Origin of the sequence: Bradyrhizobium altum, assembly GCF_020889705.1 — a bacterium.
In the GTDB taxonomy this organism is placed as follows: Bacteria; Pseudomonadota; Alphaproteobacteria; order Rhizobiales; family Xanthobacteraceae; genus Bradyrhizobium; species Bradyrhizobium altum.
This window is the reverse complement of record NZ_JACMYP010000166.1, coordinates 1-20,602: the sequence shown is the minus strand read 5'-3', so window position 1 is coordinate 20,602 and position 20,602 is coordinate 1. Positions and strand designations below refer to the sequence as shown.

At 64.8% G+C, this 20,602-nt stretch carries 19 protein-coding genes and 1 pseudogene; 6 read left to right on the top strand and 14 right to left on the bottom strand.

All coding sequences use genetic code 11. The annotated features are described in order from the left end of the window. Positions 1-70: 70 nt before the first annotated feature. From H8B02_RS31475 to H8B02_RS31465, 3 genes are all read right to left on the bottom strand, one after another. Positions 71-1,933: an ABC-F family ATP-binding cassette domain-containing protein gene (locus H8B02_RS31475; protein WP_229169783.1), complete on the bottom strand. Its 1,863-nt coding sequence runs from the start codon at positions 1,931-1,933 to the stop codon at positions 71-73. 88 nt (positions 1,934-2,021) lie between these two features. Next, positions 2,022-2,255, bottom strand: coding sequence for a hypothetical protein (locus H8B02_RS31470; protein WP_229169784.1), 234 nt, complete (start codon positions 2,253-2,255; stop codon positions 2,022-2,024). A gap of 160 nt (positions 2,256-2,415) precedes the next feature. Further along, positions 2,416-2,673 (bottom strand): sulfur globule protein precursor, encoded by a 258-nt coding sequence (locus tag H8B02_RS31465; RefSeq protein WP_229169782.1) that lies wholly within the window; start codon positions 2,671-2,673, stop codon positions 2,416-2,418. Between the two features lie 350 nt (positions 2,674-3,023). Between H8B02_RS31465 and ndk the strand changes: the two genes are divergently transcribed. Together ndk and H8B02_RS31455 are read left to right on the top strand one after the other, a co-directional pair. Further along, positions 3,024-3,446, top strand: coding sequence for a nucleoside-diphosphate kinase (ndk, locus tag H8B02_RS31460; protein WP_050425938.1), 423 nt, complete (start codon positions 3,024-3,026; stop codon positions 3,444-3,446). A 110-nt stretch (positions 3,447-3,556) separates the two neighbouring features. Next, on the top strand, positions 3,557-4,396 hold the full coding sequence (locus H8B02_RS31455) for a TerC family protein (RefSeq protein WP_229169781.1): 840 nt from the start codon (positions 3,557-3,559) through the stop codon (positions 4,394-4,396). Between the two features lie 81 nt (positions 4,397-4,477). Here H8B02_RS31455 and ppx read toward each other — a convergent pair whose 3' ends face one another. From ppx to H8B02_RS31435, 4 genes are all read right to left on the bottom strand, one after another. After that, entirely contained in the window at positions 4,478-5,980 is a 1,503-nt protein-coding gene (ppx, locus tag H8B02_RS31450) for an exopolyphosphatase (RefSeq protein ID WP_092113486.1), read from the bottom strand. Between the two features lie 12 nt (positions 5,981-5,992). Then, positions 5,993-8,197: an RNA degradosome polyphosphate kinase gene (locus H8B02_RS31445; RefSeq protein ID WP_229169780.1), complete on the bottom strand. Its 2,205-nt coding sequence runs from the start codon at positions 8,195-8,197 to the stop codon at positions 5,993-5,995. 132 nt (positions 8,198-8,329) lie between these two features. Next, a complete protein-coding gene (locus H8B02_RS31440) occupies positions 8,330-9,007 on the bottom strand; it encodes a P-loop NTPase family protein (RefSeq protein ID WP_229169779.1) in 678 nt (225 codons plus the stop codon). Positions 9,008-9,102: 95 nt separating this feature from the next. After that, complete coding sequence (locus H8B02_RS31435; protein WP_092113493.1) at positions 9,103-9,645, bottom strand: CDP-alcohol phosphatidyltransferase family protein; 543 nt, start codon at positions 9,643-9,645, stop codon at positions 9,103-9,105. A gap of 160 nt (positions 9,646-9,805) precedes the next feature. On the opposite strand from H8B02_RS31435, the gene purM reads away from it, so the two are divergent. Both purM and purN read left to right on the top strand, forming a co-directional pair. Further along, positions 9,806-10,879, top strand: a complete 1,074-nt coding sequence (purM, locus tag H8B02_RS31430) for a phosphoribosylformylglycinamidine cyclo-ligase (RefSeq protein WP_229169778.1) — start codon at positions 9,806-9,808, stop codon at positions 10,877-10,879. After that, positions 10,876-11,526, top strand: coding sequence for a phosphoribosylglycinamide formyltransferase (gene purN, locus H8B02_RS31425; RefSeq protein WP_229169777.1), 651 nt, complete (start codon positions 10,876-10,878; stop codon positions 11,524-11,526). The genes purM and purN overlap by 4 nt, the downstream gene beginning before the upstream one ends. Before the next feature lie 89 nt (positions 11,527-11,615). Here purN and H8B02_RS31420 read toward each other — a convergent pair whose 3' ends face one another. Then, positions 11,616-11,819, bottom strand: a complete 204-nt coding sequence (locus H8B02_RS31420) for a cold-shock protein (protein ID WP_021079877.1) — start codon at positions 11,817-11,819, stop codon at positions 11,616-11,618. Positions 11,820-12,150: 331 nt separating this feature from the next. Next, the gene (rnd, locus tag H8B02_RS31415; RefSeq protein ID WP_092113500.1) at positions 12,151-13,299 is read right to left on the bottom strand and encodes a ribonuclease D; all 1,149 of its coding nucleotides are present in this window, start codon (positions 13,297-13,299) and stop codon (positions 12,151-12,153) included. A gap of 622 nt (positions 13,300-13,921) precedes the next feature. Between rnd and H8B02_RS31410 the strand changes: the two genes are divergently transcribed. Further along, the gene (locus H8B02_RS31410; RefSeq protein ID WP_229169776.1) at positions 13,922-15,106 is read left to right on the top strand and encodes an OpgC domain-containing protein; all 1,185 of its coding nucleotides are present in this window, start codon (positions 13,922-13,924) and stop codon (positions 15,104-15,106) included. Between the two features lie 194 nt (positions 15,107-15,300). Continuing rightward, positions 15,301-15,585, top strand: coding sequence for a hypothetical protein (locus tag H8B02_RS31405; protein WP_229169775.1), 285 nt, complete (start codon positions 15,301-15,303; stop codon positions 15,583-15,585). Here the strand turns inward: H8B02_RS31405 and H8B02_RS31400 are convergent. From H8B02_RS31400 to H8B02_RS31380, 5 genes and pseudogenes are all read right to left on the bottom strand, one after another. Then, complete coding sequence (locus tag H8B02_RS31400) at positions 15,572-16,636, bottom strand: acyltransferase family protein (RefSeq protein ID WP_229169774.1); 1,065 nt, start codon at positions 16,634-16,636, stop codon at positions 15,572-15,574. The genes H8B02_RS31405 and H8B02_RS31400 overlap by 14 nt on opposite strands. A 112-nt stretch (positions 16,637-16,748) precedes the next feature. Then, entirely contained in the window at positions 16,749-17,966 is a 1,218-nt protein-coding gene (gene chrA, locus H8B02_RS31395) for a chromate efflux transporter (RefSeq protein ID WP_229169773.1), read from the bottom strand. Positions 17,967-18,067: 101 nt separating this feature from the next. After that, complete coding sequence (locus tag H8B02_RS31390) at positions 18,068-19,249, bottom strand: SLC13 family permease (protein WP_229169772.1); 1,182 nt, start codon at positions 19,247-19,249, stop codon at positions 18,068-18,070. 339 nt (positions 19,250-19,588) lie between these two features. Next, positions 19,589-19,912, bottom strand: a pseudogene (locus tag H8B02_RS31385) (VOC family protein); the annotation flags it as partial. A gap of 446 nt (positions 19,913-20,358) precedes the next feature. Next, a partial coding sequence (locus H8B02_RS31380) for a LysR substrate-binding domain-containing protein (RefSeq protein ID WP_229169770.1) occupies positions 20,359-20,602 on the bottom strand: 244 nt, incomplete at its 5' end.

Sequence of the window (20,602 nt, the reverse complement as noted above, 5' to 3'; positions counted from 1 at the left end):
TGCTCCGGAGCGCAATCGCGCGCTACGCAGGGACGACACCGAATATGTGGCTCCGCCCGGCGGGTCAAATCTAGTTCGCGGCTTCGTCGAGTTCGGCGCTGGCTTCCAGCCATTCTTCCTCGGCGCGTTGCAGCGCGCTCTCGGCGCCGGCGCGCGCCTTGGTCAGCTGTGCGGCCTGCTTGGGATCGCGCGTGAAAATACCGGGCAGCGCGAGCGCGGTATCGATCTTTGCAATGATGCCGTTGATGCGCTCGATCTCGCTCTCCGCCTGCGTGACCCGCTGCCTGGGTGAAGCGCGCTTTTCATTGCGGTTGCGTTCCGGCTTTGCCGGCTCCTTGACGCGCTCGCGCGACGCTGTCCGTCCGTCATTGGCCGACAGGATCATGCGACGATACTCGTCGAGATCGCCGTCATATGCCGTCACGGTCTGGTTCGCCACGACCCACAATCGGTCGGCGCAGGCCTCGATCAGATACCGATCGTGCGAGACCATCATGATGGCGCCGGGGAATTCGTTGATTGCCTCCGCCAGCGCCGCGCGGCTGTCGATGTCGAGATGGTTGGTCGGCTCGTCCAGGATGATCATGTTGGGGGCGTAGAACGTCGCAAGCCCAAGCAGCAGGCGCGCCTTCTCGCCGCCCGACAGGCTCTTCACCAGCGTGTCGCCGGCCTTGCCGGAGAAGCCGATCGCGCCGACGCGGCCGCGCACCTTGCTCTCCGGCGCCTCGGGCATCAGCTTGCGGATGTGATCATAGGGCGAGCCGTCGAGGTTGAGCTCGTCGACCTGGTGTTGGGCGAAATAGCCGACCGATAATTTATCGGCCCGCGTGATCCTGCCCGCGAACGGCGCAAGCTTGCCTGCCAGCAGCTTGACCAGCGTCGACTTGCCGTTGCCGTTAGAACCGAGGAGCGCGATGCGGTCGTCGGGATCGACGCGCAACGTCACGCGATTGAGCACGGGCTTGCCCGGCTCGTAGCCGACCGAGACGTCATCGACCGCGATGATCGGCGGCGACAGCAGCTTCTCCGGTGCCGGAAAGGAGATCTCGCGAACGTCCTGAGTTACCAGCGCGGTGATCGGCTTCATCCGCTCCAGCATCTTGACGCGCGACTGCGCCTGCCGCGCCTTGGACGCCTTGGCCTTGAAGCGGTCGACGAAGTCCTGCAGGCGCTTGCGCTCATCGGCCTGCCGCTTGGCGTGCTTGGCGTCGAGCAATTCGCGCGCGGCGCGCTGTTCTTCGAACGAGGAGTAGGTGCCCTTGTAGAGCGTGAGCTTGCCGCGATCGAGGTGCAGGATCTGATCGACCGAGGTGTCGAGGAGATCGCGGTCGTGGCTGATCACGATCACCGTGCGCGGATAGTTGGCGAGGTGGTTCTCGAGCCACAACGTGCCCTCGAGATCGAGATAGTTGGTCGGCTCGTCCAGCAGCAGGAGATCGGGCGCGGAGAATAGCGTCGCCGCCAGCGCCACGCGCATGCGCCAGCCGCCGGAGAATTCCGCGCACGGCCGTGCCTGGTCTGATGTCAAGAAGCCGAGGCCGGAGAGGATCGCCGCGGCGCGGGCCGGGGCGGAGTGGGCGTCGATATCGACCAGCCGGGTCTGGATCTCGGCAATCCGATGCGGGTCGTGCGCAGTCTCGGCCTCGCGCAGCAGCGCGTCGCGCTCGAGGTCGGCCTTCAGCACGACGTTGATCAGGCTTTCGGGCCCGTCGGGCGCTTCCTGCGCGAGGCTGCCGATCCGCCAGCGCGGCGGAAGCGCGATGCTGCCGCTCTCGGTCGGGAGCTCGCCCCGGATGGCATGAAACAGCGTCGACTTGCCGACACCGTTGCGGCCGACAAATCCGACGCGTGCGCCGGGCACGATTTGCACAGAACTGTGATCAATCAACAGCCGCCCGGCGATCCGGACTGAAATGTCAGTGATGGAGAGCATGCAGCGTTGTCACCGGACCCGCTGCCAAACGCAACCCGTCTGTCTGTAAAATCTCTCCTGAATTGGGCCGCTGGAGAGCCCATAGTATCTAATGGCGCCCGGTTTCCTGGCGTTGCATTTCGTCGAGGAGCTGCTGCAGGCGGGACGAAAGGGCGGGTTCCGGCCGCATGCTTTGCTGGAGCCGTTCACCCACGGCATCGCAGATGTAACGGCAGGTCTTTCGATCAATCCGATCGGGATCGTTGTCGGTCTGGGTCATCGTCATGGCTCTGGCATTTCTCTTGGCGAGTTCCACCTCGCGTGTTTCGTCAATCCTTGCCATGACAAGTCGCGACCCCCGACTTTGGTTTCCGTTCCGCCTTACTCTCGCCTTGAGGTAGCGAAGCGCATCATGCGGCCGGGTTCCCTGGCGGGCATAAAAAAGCCCCGGCGCAAGGCCGGGGCGAAAGCAAGTCAGGGGAGCAGTCGACAGAACAGATGGATCAGTAGCAGCGGTTGACCAGGCGCCAGCGCGGACCCCACGGGGTCGGCACGACGCGGCGCACGTAGCAACCGCCACCGTAGCCGTATCCATAGCCGCCGTAGTAGGCCGGCCCTCCGACGATGACGCGCGGGCCGCCCCACCAGCCGTGATGCCATCCACCGTGCCAACCACCCCAGGCAGAGGCGGAGGTCGGGGCGAGCGCGGCGGCACCGAGCGAAATTGCGGCAACGGTAGCGAGCGATAATTTGCGTAACATGATCGTCTCCTCGAGGTATGGGCGCGCATGACGCGCCCGCGGTGACATCGTTTCCCGAGACGTCCTGTGAGGCTTGCGGATGGGGGGCCAGCAAGGCGTCCGATCGGTGCTGAGCCTAGGCGGCTGCAGCTGAACGGCAGCGACACGGCGCTGTCAGAATGGGTTCACCTGAGTGAAATCGCGGTAAGTTGGCCCAGCCTGTCTGTGTCCGGAGACCGCCCTGACGACGGTTTTTGTCGTGAAAATCCATCAAAACTAAAGGCTAACGCGTCACAGGGTCGCTTGCCGTTACCCCATCGCGCCGATATAAGCCCCGGCAACTCCCAGCCACCGTTTACAAGGACGAAATCATGGCGATTGAACGCACCTTTTCGATCATCAAGCCCGATGCCACCGAGCGCAACCTGACCGGCGCGGTCAACGCGGTGATCGAGAAGGCGGGCCTGCGGGTCGTGGCGCAGAAGCGCATCCAGATGACCCGCGGCCAGGCCGAAACCTTCTATGCCGTCCACAAGGCGCGCCCGTTCTTCGGCGAGCTGGTCGACTTCATGACCTCCGGCCCCGTGGTGGTCCAGGTGCTGGAAGGTGAGGGCGCCATCCTGAAGTATCGCGACGTGATGGGTGCGACCGATCCGTCGAAGGCCGCCGAAGGCACCATCCGCAAGCTCTATGCGAAGTCGATCGGCGAGAATTCGGTGCACGGTTCGGATGCGCCGGAGACCGCGGTGATCGAGATCGCGCAGTTCTTCGCCGGCAACGAGATCGTCGGCTAACGCCGAACAACAGAGAGTGACGCGGTCTCCTGGGGAGACCGCATCGACATGAACTGGGAGCGGCGGACCACCGCCGCCAGGGGCGGCCGCAAGGCCGAATAGGACTCGCTGTGGACTGGCTGTGGCAGATCTTTGATCCGGCGTACATCGGCGCGTTCTTCACCGAGTTCAAGAACGAGATGGCGACCCCGACCTTCTGGGTCGCCGTCGGCAAGATCATCTGGATCAACGTCCTGCTGTCGGGCGACAACGCGCTCGTGATCGCGCTGGCCTGCCGTGGCCTCGCGCCGCGCCAGCGCCTGTGGGGCATGATTCTCGGCGCCGCCGCGGCGGTGCTGCTGCGTGTCATCTTCACCGGCATCGTTGCCAGCCTGATGGAGCTTCCCTACCTGAAGCTGGTCGGTGGACTGGCGCTGATCGTGATCGCCGCCAAGCTCCTGGTGCCGGAGCAGGAGGACGAGGACAGCGTGCATACGGCCTCGCATCTGTGGGCCGCGGTTCAGATCGTCGTCGTCGCCGACATCGTGATGAGCCTCGACAATGTGATCGCGGTCGCCGCCGCCGCCAATGGCAGCGTGCCGCTGCTGGTGCTCGGACTTGCGATCAGCGTTCCCCTGATCGTTGCCGGTGCGGCGCTGATCATGGCGCTGCTCTCCAAGCTGCCGATCCTGGTCTGGGCCGGCGCCGCGCTGCTCGGCTGGATCGCGGGCGACGTCATCGCGACCGATCCGGCCGTGCATCCCAAGCTGAATGCGCTGTTCGCCGGACCGCTCGGTGCCAGGCTCGATTCCTGGCTGAGCTCGGTCGGCGTGTCGCCGCAATTCGCCCATGGCGGCAACGGCGGCGAGATCACGCTCGCCGTGCTAGGCATCGTCGTGGTGCTGGTCATCGGATCGATCTGGCGCCGTCACGCGCTCCGGAAAGCCAAGCACGCCGCCAAGGCGGCGTGAGGTCCCGTAGCGCTTTCGAGCGAAGTGGACGTCGAGAGAGCTGGACGTCGTGGTTCTGACTGAAATCAGAACCGACGACGTCTAGCGCCGCACGATCGAGCCGGCGCGCCCGAGCAGCCGCGCCAGTTGCTTGAAGCGGCTGCCGACGCGATCGGCGACCAGATCCACCATCCGATGCTCGAACACCAGCATCAGCTTGCGGCCCTGGGTACGGAAATGCGTCGCCGGCAACACGCCGGTGCGCGCCGCCGTGATCAGATGTGCGACACGGAACGCGGCGCCGAGCACACGCGCGCGCTCGTCCATCGCCGGCGTCACCAGCGCGCGGATCTGCGGCGGCGGCTCGTTCTCCTCGCTGAGGCCGGCGTAGCGATAGAACACCGACAGCGCGACGAAGGCGCGGCCCTGATGCGTGATCGAGCCGAAATTGCCGTTCATGATCAGGCTGAGGGTTTCCTCGCCGCGATGATCGGGATGCACGCGCCAGCCGATATCGGAGAGCAGGCAGGCGACGTGACGCAGCCTGCGGTCCTCCTCGGTCTCGCGCAGCCTGACGACGCGCACCAGCCGGTCGGTCCAGGCGGTCAGCTCCTGGGCGTGTCGCGCCGAGCGCGACAGCAATTGGTTGAGGTTCTGCGCGGCGCAGACCAAACCGTCCTTGGCGCGCTCGGCCTGCGGCAGCATCTCGTAGAGCAGGCCCTCGCGCACGCCGAAGGTCGAGAACACGATGGTCTTCGGCTGGGCGACGCGGATGATGTATTCGAGCACGAGCGCGGCATAGGCCAATAGCGGCCGCCGCGCATCTGCGACGGATTCGATATTGGCCAGCATATTGGTGGCCGCCAGCCGCCGCAGCCGCTGCGCGAAGTCGAGCGCGTCCGCCGCCGGAATCGAATACCCGTGCATCACCTTGAGCGGGTAGCCGCTCTGGATGATGTGGATGCGCGCCAGCGCGCGCCAGGTGCCGCCGACCGCGTAGAAGGTACGGCCACGGCCGGTCTTGAGCTGGGCGACGCCGAGCAGTTCGTTCTTGACGATGCGTTCGGCGCGCTTGAGCGATTTGTTCGAGAGGTCCTGCAGCGCAAGGCTGCCGAGCGGCAGCGTCACGCCGCTGCGCACGCGGTTGCCCTTGACGTCGATCAGTTCGAGCGAGCCGCCGCCGAGATCGCCGACGATGCCGTTCGGATTGTGCACGCCCGAGACGACGCCGAGCGCGGACAGCTTCGCTTCACGCGGTCCGGTCAGAATCTCGATCTTGGCGCCGCAGATGCGCTCGGCCTTGGCGATGAAGTCCGGACCGTTCTTGGCGTCGCGGCAGGCCGCGGTCGCGATCGCGTAGACGCGGCCGACCTGCTGGATCCGGCACAGCGCGCGAAAGCGGCGCAGCGCGGTGAGCGCCTTGTTGACGGCATCGGTTGCGAGCAGGCCGGTGCTCTGCACCTCGCGCCCGAGCCCGCACAGCGCCTTCTCGTTGAAGATGGTGATGAGGCTGCGCGCCATCGCCTCGTAGACCACGAGACGAACCGAGTTCGAGCCGATATCGATCACAGCGACGCTGGAAGCGCGCTTCCGCGGCCGCTTCACCGTAAGGCCCCCTTAAGACGATGGCTGCTGACGCTCGTTACGACGCGTGAGACGGCGCGGTGAAGATTCCTTGAGAGACTTACCACGGCCGGACAGACTCGGATTTGTCATGAAATAGTCATGTAGATTGAACGGCTCTTCGCCTTTCGCGGCCTTCATACGCGTTGAGGACCCATCCGGCAACAATTGCCAGCTCTGCTCGGTGTCCTTCAGGTTCGCCACCATGATCTGTTCGAGAACCTGCTGATGCACCGTCGGATTTTGCAGCGGACAGAGCACCTCGACGCGGCGGTCGAGGTTCCGCGGCATCATGTCGGCGGACGAGATATACACAGCAGCTTTTGCGCTCGGCAGGCCCTGGCCCATGCCAAAGCAATAGATTCGGCCGTGTTCCAGGAACCGGCCGATCACCGATTTGACGCGGATGTTCTCCGACAATCCCGGCAGCCCGGGCCGCAGGCAGCAGATGCCGCGCACCACGAGCTCGATCGAGACGCCGGCCTGCGAGGCCTCATACAGCGCGTCGATGATGTCAGGATCGACCAGCGCGTTCATCTTCATCCAGATCGCGCCGGGCCGGCCATGTTTGACGTGGGCGATCTCGCCGTGGATGTGCTCGATGATCCGCTTGCGCAATGTCAGCGGCGACACCGCCATCTTCTCGATGTCGCTCGGCTCGGCGTAGCCGGTGATGTAGTTGAACACCCGCGCGACGTCGCGGCCGATGATCGGATCCGACGTAAAGTAGGAGACGTCGGTGTAGATGCGGGCGGTGACCGGATGATAGTTGCCGGTGCCGGTGTGCACATAAGTGGTGAGATTACCGCCCTCGCGGCGCACCACCATCGACAGCTTGGCGTGGGTCTTCAGCTCGATGAAGCCGTAGACGACCTGCACGCCGGCGCGTTCGAGGTCGCGCGCCCAGCGGATATTGGCCTCCTCGTCGAAGCGCGCCTTCAATTCGATCAGCGCGGTCACCGACTTGCCGGCCTCGGCGGCGTCCGCCAGCGCGCGCACGATCGGCGAGTTGTTCGAGGTGCGATAGAGCGTCTGCTTGATCGCGACCACGTCGGGATCGCGCGCCGCCTGCTGCAGGAACTGGACGACGACGTCGAAGGATTCGTAGGGGTGATGGACCACGAGGTCCTTCTGCCTGATCGCGGCGAAGATATCGCCGCCATGGTCGCGCACGCGTTCGGGATGGCGCGGCACGTAGGGCGGGAATTCGAGGTCGGGGCGATTGAGGCGGGTGAGCTGCGACAGTTCGTTCATCGCGAGCACGCCGTCGACCAGGATCACTTCATCGTCCGCGGCCGACAATGCGTGCTGCACGAAGACGCGCAGCTCTTCGGGCATCGTGGCCTCGATCTCGAGCCGGATCACCGATCCGCGCCGGCGGCGCTTGAGCGCGGTCTCGAACAGGCGAACGAGGTCTTCGGCCTCTTCCTCGATTTCGAGTTCGGAGTCCCTGATGATCCGGAACGCGCCCTGGCCCTTGACGGTGTAGCCGGGGAACAGGCGGCCGATGAACAGGCCGGTGGCCTGCTCGAGCGTGATCAGCCGCGCCGGCGCGCCTTCCTTGGTCGAGGGAATGCGGATGAAGCGGTCGATCTTGCCGGGCATACGGATCAGCGCGTTCATCGCCTTGCCGTCGGCGATCCGCGACAATTGCAGTGCGACCGTAAAGCCAAGGTTCGGGATGAACGGGAACGGATGCGCCGGGTCGATCGCGAGCGGGGTCAGCAGCGGGAAGATGTTGTGGAGGAAGTGATCCTCGATCCAGGTGCGTTCGGATTTGGTGACGTCGCGCCCGTCGACCAGCTGGATGCCGACCTTGGACAGGAGCTCGCGCAGGTCGCTCCAGATCGCCTGCTGATCGGAGGCGAGCTGCGACACGGTCTTGTTGATCATCACGAGCTGCTCGGCCGGCAGCAGGCCGTCCGGGCTGCGCTCGGCAATACCCTCACGGACCTGGGCCTTGATGCCGGCGACGCGGACCATGAAGAACTCGTCGAGGTTATTCGCCGAAATCGACAGGAAGCGGACCCGCTCCAGCAGGGGATGGCCGAGATTGACCGCTTCCTCGAGCACCCGGCGGTTGAAGTGCAGCCAGGACAGCTCCCGGTTGATGAATCTCTCGGGGCTGGTCGCGACCGCGGCGACGGGCGGAAGCTCTGCCTCTTTCTCTTTGATTTCAGGTGCTTGTGCCGAGTCCATCAAGTGCTGGTCCAATTCAGGGCAGGGGGCCGGAGCGGTCTAGCCGAGGGCCGCACAGAACATGTGATATTGCGATGACGTTTCGATGACATTGATGTTCCGTTGGCCTGCGCCGTCAAGCCGCGGGGACGGTCAGGCATCGCGCAGCAGCTCCGCCGCCAGCGCCCGGGTCACCGGCCGGCCCAGCCGGAGCGCTTCGGTGTCGAGCAGCTCGACCGCTTGGCGGACGGCGGTATAGGACCGCTCGATCCGGTTGGTCAGGTAGCTGACGAGCGGCTCGTCCACGCTCATCTGACGGTCGGCGCAGAACTTGACGATCAGGCCGCGGAACAGCTGGTCGTCGGGCGGCAGCAACGTCACTGTCGGCACCGCGCGGAGCCGCGAGCGCAGATCGCGCAGCTCGATCTCGAACGCCGACGGCGGCACGCGCGCCGTGATCAGCACGAAGGCATCGTCCTGGCGGGCGAGATTCATCAGATGGAACATCGCGCGCTCGTCGAAATCCGACGGCCTCAGGTCCTCGACCACCAGCGCGCCGGTCGCAAGCGCCATCGGCACCGTGTCGGCGGTCAGGGCATGCGCCGCGGTCGAGCGTGCGCCGGCGATCTCGGCCCAGATCGCGGCGAGGTGGCTTTTGCCGGAGCCTTCGGGCCCCACCAGCAGCATGATTCGGTTCGGCCAGTCGGGCCAGCCGTCGATCAGCGCCAGCGCCGCCTCATTGGCAGGCCCCTCGAGGAAATCGTCGCGGGTCAGTTTCTCCTCGTGCGGCAGGGCCAAGGCCAATTGACGAGGTTGAACGCTACCGGCCACGCAAATCTCCAAACCACGTTATTTTAGCATGATCCCTGCGCCAACGCTTCGCGTTTGTCGCTGGAAAACCGGTTTCCACTTTTCGGGATCGTGCGCTACCGAGCCTCGATCGTGCTCATGTGCCGCACCCACTCCACGAGATAGAGGGACACCGAACCCAAAGTAAAGATCGTGACCAGACCCATCAGGATCAGGTCGTAGGGATGCGGCTGAAAGCCGAAGCCGAGCGAGGCGAGCACCAAAGCCGCGAACGCGACCTGTGCCACCGTGTTCAGCTTCGACACCATCAGCGGCTTCATCTCGACCGGCTTGTCGAACAACCATGACACAATCACGGCGGAGACGATCATGATGTCGCGCGACACTACGAGAATCACGATCCAGCGCGGCACCGCGCCCCAAATTCCGAGCGCGACATAGATCGACACCAGCAGCGCCTTGTCGGCAAGCGGGTCGAGCAGGGCGCCGAGCTCGCTCGCCATGTTGAAGCGCTTGGCAAGGAAACCATCGACCGCGTCCGAGACGCCGGCGATCACGAAGATCGCGAACGCGATCTCCATCTGGCTCGACACGATGGCCCAGACGATCACCGGCACCAGGATGATGCGGCCGAGGGTGATGATATTCGGAATGCTCAACTTGAATCGCTTCCCGGCTAGAAGCCTGATTTTACTCGATATCCGGCTCTTTTGCGCGGCGGCCGGGTGTTATCTACATAGTATCGCGACAGCATTGCCGCGAGCCATTGCGCGGGGGCGGAATTCCTCGTAACCAGCCCCTTATCATCTGGAATTGGGCATGACCGAGCGCAAAAACGGGCTCACTTACGCGGATTCGGGTGTCGATATCGACGCCGGCAATCGTCTGGTCGATCTGATCAAGCCGATGGTGCGAGCCACCGCACGGCCCGGCGCGGACGCCGAGATCGGCGGATTCGGCGGGCTGTTCGACCTCAAGGCCGCCGGCTTCAAGGATCCGGTCCTGGTGGCCGCGACCGATGGGGTCGGCACCAAGCTGAAGATCGCGATCGAGACCGGCATCCACAACGGCATCGGCATCGACCTCGTCGCGATGTCGGTCAACGACCTCGTCGTGCAGGGCGCGGAACCGCTGTTCTTCCTCGACTATTTCGCCTGTGGCAAGCTCCATCCCGAGGCCACCGCGCAGATCGTCGCGGGGATTGCCGAGGGCTGCCGCGAATCCGGCTGCGCGCTGATCGGTGGCGAGACCGCCGAGATGCCCGGCCTCTACAAGGACGGCGATTACGACCTCGGCGGCTTTGCCGTCGGCGCGGCCGAGCGCGGCACCCTGCTGCCGACCGGGGATATCGCGGCGGGCGACGCCGTGATCGGCCTGGCGTCCTCGGGCGTGCACTCCAACGGCTATTCGCTGGTGCGCAAGATCGTCGAGCAGTCCGGTGTGGCCTATGATGCGCCGGCGCCGTTCGCTCCGGTCATGACGCTCGGTGCGGCGCTGCTGACGCCGACCAGGCTCTATGTGAAATCCTGCCTGCGTGCGATCCGCGAGACCGGCGCGGTGAAGGGGCTCGCCCACATCACCGGCGGCGGCTTCACCGACAACATTCCGCGCGTGCTGCCGAAGCATCTCGGCGTCGGCATCGATCTGGCGCGGCTGCCGGTGCTGCCGGTGTTCAAATGGCTGGCCGAGCAGGGCGGCATCGCCGAGCTCGAACTGCTGCGCACCTTCAACTGCGGCATCGGCATGATCGCGATCGTCAAGGCCGATGCGGTCGATGCGGTCACCGAGGCCTTCACCGCCGGCGGCGAGACCGTGACGCTGCTGGGCGAAGTGATCGAGGCCAGCGGCGAGCATCGCGTGGTCTATCACGGTCATCTCGATCTCTCGCGATGAAGCGCCGGGTTGCCATTCTGATCTCCGGCCGCGGCTCCAACATGGCCGCGCTGATCGAGGCCGCGAAGGCTGCGGATTTTCCGGCCGAGATCGTCGCCGTGATCTCCAACCGCGCCAACGCTCCCGGGCTCGAGAAGGCGGCCGCGAGCGGCATTCCGACCGTCGTCATCGAGAGCAAGCCGTTCGGCAAGGACCGCGCCGGCTTCGAGGCGGTGCTGCAACGGGCGCTCGACGACAAGCAGGTCGAACTGATCTGCCTCGGCGGCTTCATGCGGCTGTTCACCGCCGAATTCGTGCGGCACTGGTACGGCCGGATGCTCAACATCCATCCGTCGCTGCTGCCCTGCTTTCCCGGCCTCGATCCGCATGGCCAGGCCTTGCGTGCAGGGGTCAAGCTGTCCGGCGCGACGGTGCATTTCGTGATCCCGGAGACCGACGCCGGACCGATCGTGATGCAGGGTGCGGTCACCGTGGCTGACGACGACACGCCGGAGACGCTTGCCGCACGCGTGATCACCATCGAGCATCGCATCTATCCGGAGGCGCTTCGGCTTCTGGCGAGCGGCCGGCTCAAGCTCGAAGGCGACGTCTGCAGGACGCAAGGCAGCGCGGCAACCGACAGCACGCTGATCGCGCCGGCGCCTTAGCGCGCGATTGCACGAGAGATCATCGAGAACAATCCCCCGGGTGATGCGGCCGGGGGAGGTGTCAAGATGAATTCCGCTAGCAGCGGCGTTCAGTGAACCTTGAGGTTCTCTGCCGACGCCTTGCCGCGGTTCTCCACCAGCTCGTACTCGACGGTCTGGTTCTCGTTCAATGTGCTGAGACCTGCGCGTTCGACCGCCGAGATGTGGACGAACACATCCTTGTCGCCGACGGCCGGCTTGATGAACCCGTAACCTTTGGTCGGGTTGAACCATTTGACGGTACCCTTCGGCATCGTCTCTCTCCCAGTCTAGACATAAAAAAGACGCGGCCACGTTTTCCACGTGCCACGCCACAAGCGGGCTTTCCGCTGTCTGTTCAATTCCCGGGTCTCTATATCCAAGGTCTTCAAGTCCGAAGTTTCGCCTCTCGAAGCCTTGGCTATCAACGTCGTGAAACGCACAGTCGAACGGCCGCAATCCGATTGTGAAGGGATTGCAACACGAAATCCGCGCCTTAGCAAGCGCGCTGGTTTTGCGCGACGCAACCTCAGCCTGTGCCGGCCGGGCTCCGGCGCGGCGCGTTCGGCCACTGGCCGACGGTCGAAGGCGCCGGAATTTCGTTTGCTAACCCCGATCCACCCGCACCACGCGGCCCTTGTCGATCGCAAGCGCGAGCTGGCCGTGCTTGAGCTTGAGCGCCGCCTCGCCGAACAATTCGCGCCGCCAGCCGTGCAGGGCGCCGACTTCGGCCTCATCGCTGGCCGCGATCTGTTCGAGGTCGTCGACGGTGGCGATCACCTTGCTGGCGACGCCGTGGCGCTCGGAGGTCATGCGCAGCAGCACCTTCAACAGCTCGACGGTCGCCGCGCCATTGGAATTGTTTCTCGGTTTTTCCAGCTTGGGGAGCGTCGCCTGGTCGCGGGCCAGCCCGCGCTGCACCGCGGCGATGATATCGGCACCCCATTTCGAGCGCTCGAAACCCTTCGGCAGCGAACGCAGATTGCCGAGCTTCTCCAGCGACGTCGGCGCATGGGTGGCGATGTCGCCGACCGCGTCGTCCTTGAGCACGCGCGAGCGCGGCACGTCGCGGCTCTGCGCCTCCTGCTCGCGCCAGGCGGCAACCTCGATCAGCACCGCGAGCTCGCGCGGCTTGCGCACGCGGGTCTTGAGCCGCTCCCAGGCGCGCTCGGGATGGAAGTCGTAGGTCTTCGGCGAGGTCAGGATCTCCATCTCCTCGCTGACCCAGTCGCTGCGGTCGCGCTTCCTCAAGTCGGCGTCGAGCGCCGCGAACACTTCGCGCAGATGGGTGACGTCGGAGACGGCGTAATGCAGTTGCTCCTCGGTCAGCGGGCGGCGCGACCAGTCGGTGAAGCGGTGGGTCTTGTCGGGGCGGTGGCCGGTGACGCGATCGACCAGCTGGTCATAGGCGATGCTGTCGCCATAGCCGAGCACCATGGCGGCGACCTGGGTATCGAAGATCGGATGCGGGATCGTGCCGGAGAGGTGCCAGACGATTTCGATGTCCTGCCGTGCGGCATGAAACACCTTCAGCACGGCCTCGTTCGACATCAGATCGAAGAACGGCTTGAGGTCGATGCCAGGCGCCAGCGCGTCGACCACGACGGCTTCATCCGCGCTGGCCATCTGCACGACGCAGAGCAGGGGATAGTAGGTCGTCTCCCGCAGGAACTCGGTGTCGACGGTGATGACCTTGTGTTTGGCGAGCCGGTCGCAGGCGGCGGCGAGGTCGGGGGTCGTGCTAATCAGATCCATGAACAGTCCATGACGGCTTGACACCACGCGTTCGGCCGAAAGGGCAGCTATGTCAAGGGTCTTGCAGGGATTTTGGCCCTGCGCGGGGTGAGGGACGGGGCATTTTTGAATTGATTGACCGCGATTCGCGGGCGTTTTCGGCCCGATTGCACCACGAATCCATCCGTCGTCCCTGCGAACACGAAAGCAGGGACCCATAGGGTCGTGTTGTTGAAGAGGGCTGTGGCCCCAGCGTCGCGCAATAATCACTTTCGGTGGTAATGGGTCCCGGCCCCCGTGCGCAATAGCGCACTAGGCCGGGACGACACCGAATATGTTGCGCGGCCTGTGAGTCATACGCCTCTGACCGAATGCGCCGGGTCGGCCCGACCTAAGCGTCCAAGTTCGTCACGGGATGCCGCCGAGCACACCCTCGCGAGTCGCGATGCTTTGTCAGCCTCCACTCCGCTCGACGAATGCGGCTCACCCGACAAACGTCAAGCATGCGGGTGCGGCACTTGGACGGTGATGCCATGCAGGAGTATAAGGATGTCTATGATCTTCGCCTGTCGATCCGGACTTGCCGTCGGCTGACGGGTACAGCTATCGCGATCTCAGAAGCAGCCGAGTGAGGATCGTCCCGATGGAGCTCCACCACGCGCACCAGATCGAGGAAACGATCGAACGCGATGTTCGGCTTGACCTGTTCAGAGGGCTCGGGTTGTGGATGATATTTCTGGATCACATCCCCAATGACGGAGCCATCGGCTGGATTACGCTGCGCAACTACGGCTTCAGCGACGCTGCGGAGTTCTTCGTTTTCATCTCGGGTTACCTTGCCGGTTTCATATACGGCCCGATCATCGCTTCAGGTTTCCTGCTGTCCGCAGCGAAGCGGCTGTGGACGCGGGCCGCGCATATCTACGTGGCGCATATTATGCTGTTCCTGATCTTCACGGCCCAGGTCGCGAGAACCTCCCGACGGCTCGACAATCCGATGTATGAAAACGAATTCAACGTTTTCAATTTTCTGCAGCATCCGGATATCCTGATCGGGCAGGCACTCACCCTGCGATACAAGCCCGTGGATCTCGACGTGCTGCCGCTGTTCATTGCCTTGCTGCTCGCGTCCCCACTGGTCATCTGGGGCTTGGTGCGTCGTCCCAACCTCACCTTACTGGCTTCGATTGTTCTCTACGTGCTGGCGCGATGGTTCGATTGGAACATCGCCTCCTATCCACCGGGCACAGCGTGGTACTTCAATCCATTTTGTTGGCAGTTGCTCTTTGTCTTCGGCCAGTGGTGTGGGGTGGGCGCATTGTCTCAGATCGCCAGACTCATCCAGTCGCGGATCGTCGCAGCGGTAGCGATTGCCTGGCTGATTTTTGCGTTCGTGATCGTGATGACTTGGCATTTCCATGCGCTGGAGGCGTTCATACCGGGATGGATGATGAAATTCATCTACCCGATCGACAAAACGGATCTGGATATCTTGCGCTTGACCCACTTCCTCGCGCTCGCGGTCGTTGTCCATGGCCTGATTCCGCGGGACTGGCCGCCGCTGAAATCCCGATCATTGCGTCCGCTAACCTTGTGCGGCGAGCATTCGCTTCCGATCTTTTGCCTCGGGGTCTTGCTTTCGTTCTCCGCCCATTGGGTCTTGACCCAATACAGCGGCGCGGTGATCGCACAGCTCGTGGTGAGCGCGGCCGGAATCGCCATCATGATCGCCGCGGCGTGGCTGTTGCACCGCGCAGACGACATTCCGAATTTGTTCGTCGATGTGACAAATGCAGAGCTTCGACGGAAGATTGAGCGACCGAACTAGATTGGTGTTCTTGGACGAGGCGCTCCCGCGCGGCCCGGAAGAGCAAGAGCGCCGAGTGTGCTGCAGGGGCGAGAGCGTCAGGGCCGCACGACTTCACGGTCCGCTTCAGCCACACTCTTCAGTCGTGACATCGGCGTCCACCGCATCTCAAGGCCGACCACGGCATTGTCCTGCTCCATCACGGCGGTGCATGCGTGGCTTACATGATCGTTCAGCGCCTGGCCGTTGCCGGCACCTCGGTGATCTATCTTTCGGGCACCGCAGTCCGAGACGCCTATCGCGGCAGCGGCTTTTTCAAGCGGATGTTCGATACGGCGATGACGGCGGAGTTCGGTGACCCGGCGGCGGCAGAATTCTGCCTGTGCTGGCGGACGCGAAATCCCGTCATCTACGTCCTTGGTCGCGCACAATGCCGAAGCGTTGTGCCGGTTATTCGGGCCGAGACGCACGGCGCCGGAGCCCGGATCAACCGTCCGTGAGCAAGGCATTGCCGAGGCGCGAGGGCCATCCGTGCCGCGAAGCCAGCATCGTGAGCTTGTTCCTGACGAGGTAATGCGTGGGACCTTCGAGGAAGCGCCAGACGAACCATGCCAGCACTATCATGCCCGATACAACAAGCGCGGTCGAAAGCGCGCCCGGCGTTGGCGTCATCAGGAGCAGGAGCACGTAACCGAGCTGCAGGTGCAGCAGATAGAGCGGATAGGTGATGCCGCCGACGGCCCTGACGACGCTGTCCGGCAGCGGCACGGATTTGATACGGGTGGCGGCGAACACGATGCCGAGCGAGACGATGCAGATCACGGTGACGACGCGCGGGTCGAAGCTGCCGTGGGTGTGGACGCCGAGCCGCTCCAGCTTGTGGACGGCCTGGAACGTCGCCGTGCCCATCGCAAGCGTCAGCAGGCTGTAAAGCCTGGTGTCGCGTCGTCCGCGGTAGTGTTCATAGATCAGAAGCCCGACGGCGAAGAAGCCGCTGTCGTCGGCCATGAACAGCTTCTCGAACAGCGGAACGTCCAGCGTCAGCTCGTTGGCGAAGGTGATGGCGATCCACGCCAGGATGATCGTGTCGATCCGCCGGGGGAAGATGCCCCAGGCCAGGAACAGTGCAACCCAGGCGTAGAACACCACCTCGATCACCAGCGACCAGTAGGCGTCGTCCACATAGGGCTGACCGAGCATCGGCGCCGCGATGAACAGGTTTGCCAACCATTGCCCCCACGTCACGTGGAAATAGGTGTGGCCCAGCAGCAGCGTGGTGAGGAACGTCAGCGTCATGCAGATGACGAAAGTCGGATAGATCCGGCTGAAGCGGGCGATCGCGAAACCGACCGGCGTGCGGCCTTCGGCCGAATAGGCAATGACGAAGCCGCTGATGGCGAAGAACACGGGGACGCCGAGGAAGCCGTACTGGGCGACCGGGGCGAGGTTCGGCAACGCCACCTTCTGAACGCCGTGCGATGCCGTGCCCCAGAAGCCGTAATGGTACAGGATCACGGCCCCGACCGCGGTGAGCCGCAGCAGGTCCAGCATGGGAACCCGGGTCGGATCCGGCTGTTTAGGTACGCTCGGCATACGCCTTCAATGATGGCGGCGAGGCATGAAGGCGTTCTTAATCCGGCCGGCCGAGCGCCTGGGCGGCTGTTCACGATTGCACGAGGCCGGTGGCGATGCCGGCGGCCGCACTGAGGACGACCACCACGAGCGGCGGCGTGCGCCATGCCGTGAGCATGACGAAGCCTGATAGCGCGATGCCGAAATCGAGCGGACGGTGCACGCTGCTGGTCCAGACTGGATCGTAGAGCGCCGCACCGAGGATGCCGACCACGGCAGCGTTGACGCCGCGCATCATCGCCTGCGCCGCCGGCCGCTTGCGGAAGCCATCCCAGAACGGCAGTGCTGCGAGCAGGATGAGAAGTCCCGGCAGGAAGATGCCGAGGAGGCCTGTGATCGCGCCCGGGACGCCGCCGATCACGGCGCCGAGATAGGCGGCAAAGGTGAACAGCGGGCCCGGCACGGCCTGCGCGGCGCCGTAGCCGGTCAGGAACGCGTCGTCGCCGATCCAGCCCGGCGTCACCACCGCTTCGCGCAGCAGCGGCAGCACGACATGGCCGCCGCCGAACACCAGCGCGCCGGAACGGTAGAAGGCTTCGAACAGGCCGAGGCCGGGCCATGCGCGGGCGAGCAGCGGCAACCCAACCAGCAGGACAAGGAACAGGATCAGTGCGCAGAGGCCAACGCGGCGCGACACCGGCATCGCGATGTGCGTGACGCCGTCGGCTGCTTGCGCGCGGCAGAACCACAGCCCGGCGATGGCGCCGAGCACGATGGCGCCGATCTGCGCGATCGACGAGGAGCTCGCGAGGATGACGAGTGCCGCGACCGTCGCAATCGATGCGCGCGCGCGGTCCGGACAAAGCGAGCGCGCCATGCCCCAGACCGCCTGGGCTACGATCGCTACCGCCACCAGCTTGAGGCCATGCACCAGCCCTGCGCCGGCCGGGCCGCTCAATCCGCTGGCGCCGAAGGCAAACAGCACCAGCGCAATCGCCGAGGGCAGCGTGAAGCCGGTCCAGGCCGCCAGCGCGCCCAGATAGCCAGCGCGCATCAGGCCGAGCGAAAAGCCGACCTGGCTGCTCGCAGGCCCCGGCAGGAATTGGCAGAGCGCCACCAGATCCGCATAGGCCTGTTCGTCAAGCCAGCGCCGGCGGGTGACGAGCTCGTCGCGGAAGTAACCGATATGCGCGATCGGGCCGCCGAAGCAGGTCACGCCGAGCTTGAAGAAAATCAGCAGCACTTCGAGCGGCGCGTGCGCTGACCTCGCGGTGGATGTGTTGGAGTGCTGGACGTCGGTGTCGTTCAAGCGTCGTCAATTCCTTTGGCTTGCGTCCCGCGTCAGGACTCATCGGGCGAAGCATATCGCCATTCGATGACGCCCAGGCGCAATACTTCCGGTGGCGACCGTCAGCCGATCCATCCGAGCAGCCGGAACCAGACGAGATAGAGCGGCGCCAGCACGACGAAGGAGATCGCGCCGACGACGAGGCACATCTTGACCGCCGCGCTGGTCGGCACGCGCGCCATGCCGGCGGCAACGACGATCGGCGCGGCCTGGTACGGCAACAGCGGCGTCGCATAGGCGAACACCTGCGACATCAGCACGGTGGGAAGGCTGAGGCCCGTGTGGGCGGCGAGCGAGGCCGCCAGCGGTGTGAACACCGCGGGGACGCCGTTGGCGGTGACGACGAAATTCAGCAGGCTGGCGAGCCCGATCATCGAGGCGAAATCCGCCGCCGGCCGCGCGGGATCGAGCGGCAGATGCGGAATGATGAGATCGCCGATCGCGGTGCCGAGCCCGGACCAGGCGACGACGGCAGCAAGCCCGAGGATGCCGCCGAGATAGATGCAGGTGCGGACATTGACGCCGGCGGCGAACTCCTCGCCGTTGAGGAAACCCACGCGCGGCAGCAGGCAAAGGCATGCGGAAACCAGTCCGACCCAGGCCGGGCGGATGCCGTGCAGGCTGTCCGTCATCCAGAATGCCAGCGTCGCAAGCAGGATGATCGAGAGCCGCCATTCGGCCGCGCTCATCGGTGTCGTCTCGGCTCCGCCCTCGATCGGCTTGGGCGATGCCGGAAACAGCCACACCAGGCAGCCGATCAGCACGACGCCCTTGAGGATGCCGATCACGGGCGCATGCAGCACGAGATACGACATGTAGTCGAAATGCACGCCGTAAGCGCGCTCGGCGGCGCCGGTCATGATCAGGTTCGGCACGTTCGCCGGCAGGATCGATGCCGACAGCTGATAGGTGCCGAACCCGACGGCGAGCGCGAGCGCCGCGCGGCCCGGCGATCCCTCCGGCAAGCCGGCGCGATCGGCCAGCGCCAGGATGATCGGCATCAAGAGCGCGATGCGGCCCATGTTCGAGGGCATCACGAAGGCGAGCGCATAGGTCAGCACGATCACGCCGGCCACCATCCGAAACCAGGAGCCATTGAGATGGTCTGCGAGCAGCCGCGCGATCCGGTCGGCCAGTCCCACCTTGCGGATAGCCGTGCCGATGACGAAGCCACCGAGCACCAGCCAGAACGCTTCCGATTGGAAGCCGGAGAACAGCACGTCCGGCGGCGCTGCGTGGAACACGGCCACCGCAGCGAAGAAACAAGAGCGCGGTGAGAAATTCCGGCAGCAGGCTGGTGGCCCAGAGCAGGATGGCGATCGCGGCAAACCAGCCGGGATGGATCAGCGACGAGGCGGTCTCGGTCATGACGGGGAATCAGGGGAACGAGGGCAGGATGGCGCGACCATAGCACCGCGCAACCCGGCTGCGTGGCCGTGATCAGGCAAGGCTGACGTGTCGGGAGGGCGGGACGACCGGCGCGCGGCGCGAAGTCCGCGTCGCGTGATGCGGCGTTACGCGAAACGCCGATGGCAGACGGCTTCGATCCGGTTGCCGTCGGGGTCGCGCAGAAAGGCGCCCTAGTAGTGGGGATGATATTCGGGACGCAGACCCGGCGCGCCGTCGTCCGATCCTCCGGCCGAAAGCCCGGCACGCCAGAAAGCGTCAACCTGCTCCCGGAATTGCGCCTTGAAGCACCAATGCCGCCCGCATGCTTCTTCGGGCACCGGTCCGGGGCGGATCAGCAAATAGGTCAGGTCCGGATGATCGGCGTCACAGCGCTCGCCGTAGCTGATCCAAGTCTCGCCGCTGCTGATCTTGGTGACGGCAAGCGCGGCCATCACGGCGTCGTAGAAGGGCTCGGCGGCGCGTATGTTGGATACGGTGATGGAGACGTGGTCCAACATCAGCGATCCCCTTCATTGATGACGGCAGCCCGAGCAGGGCGCCTGTTGACCACACACCGATCCGCGCGCCGCATCGGGCGCGTCACTCGTAGCGCATGTTCTTCGACGGCCGCCGCGCCGCAGGCATCGCCAGCACGACGAGACACAGCGCGATCATCGCCAGTCCCATGAATTCGAATGCAAATGCGTCCACGGGCCATTCTCCCCCATTAGAAACAGTTAGACTTGTTGGGGGAGCGTTGACGCGCTGTTAAGCCTTATGGTTACCGCCGCGAGCCTCCCGGCATGGTGGAGGGTGAGTTAACGCTCACGACGGGCGCGGTGCGCACGGCGTAGCGGATTCCGTAGGATGGGTAGAGCGAAGCGAAACCCATCATTCCGTCCGCGTGTGAGATCGATGGGTTTCGCTGCCCTCTACCCATCCTACGGGAGCTGTGCGCGCAGCGCTACGCCACGAGCTTCGGCAGCGCGGCTGCGAGCGCGTCGACCGCAAGCCGGACCTTCAGCGGCAGTCGCGGCGCCGGCAGCCACAACGCATGGCAATCGTAGGGAAGCTCACCCTCGTTGCCGAGAACGCGGACCAGCGCGCCGCGCTCGAGGCGTTCGCGCACCAGCCAGGAGGGCAGCCACGCCAGCCCCATGCCGCGCGCCGCGGCGTCGGCGATGGCTTCGAGATCGTCGAGCCTGAGC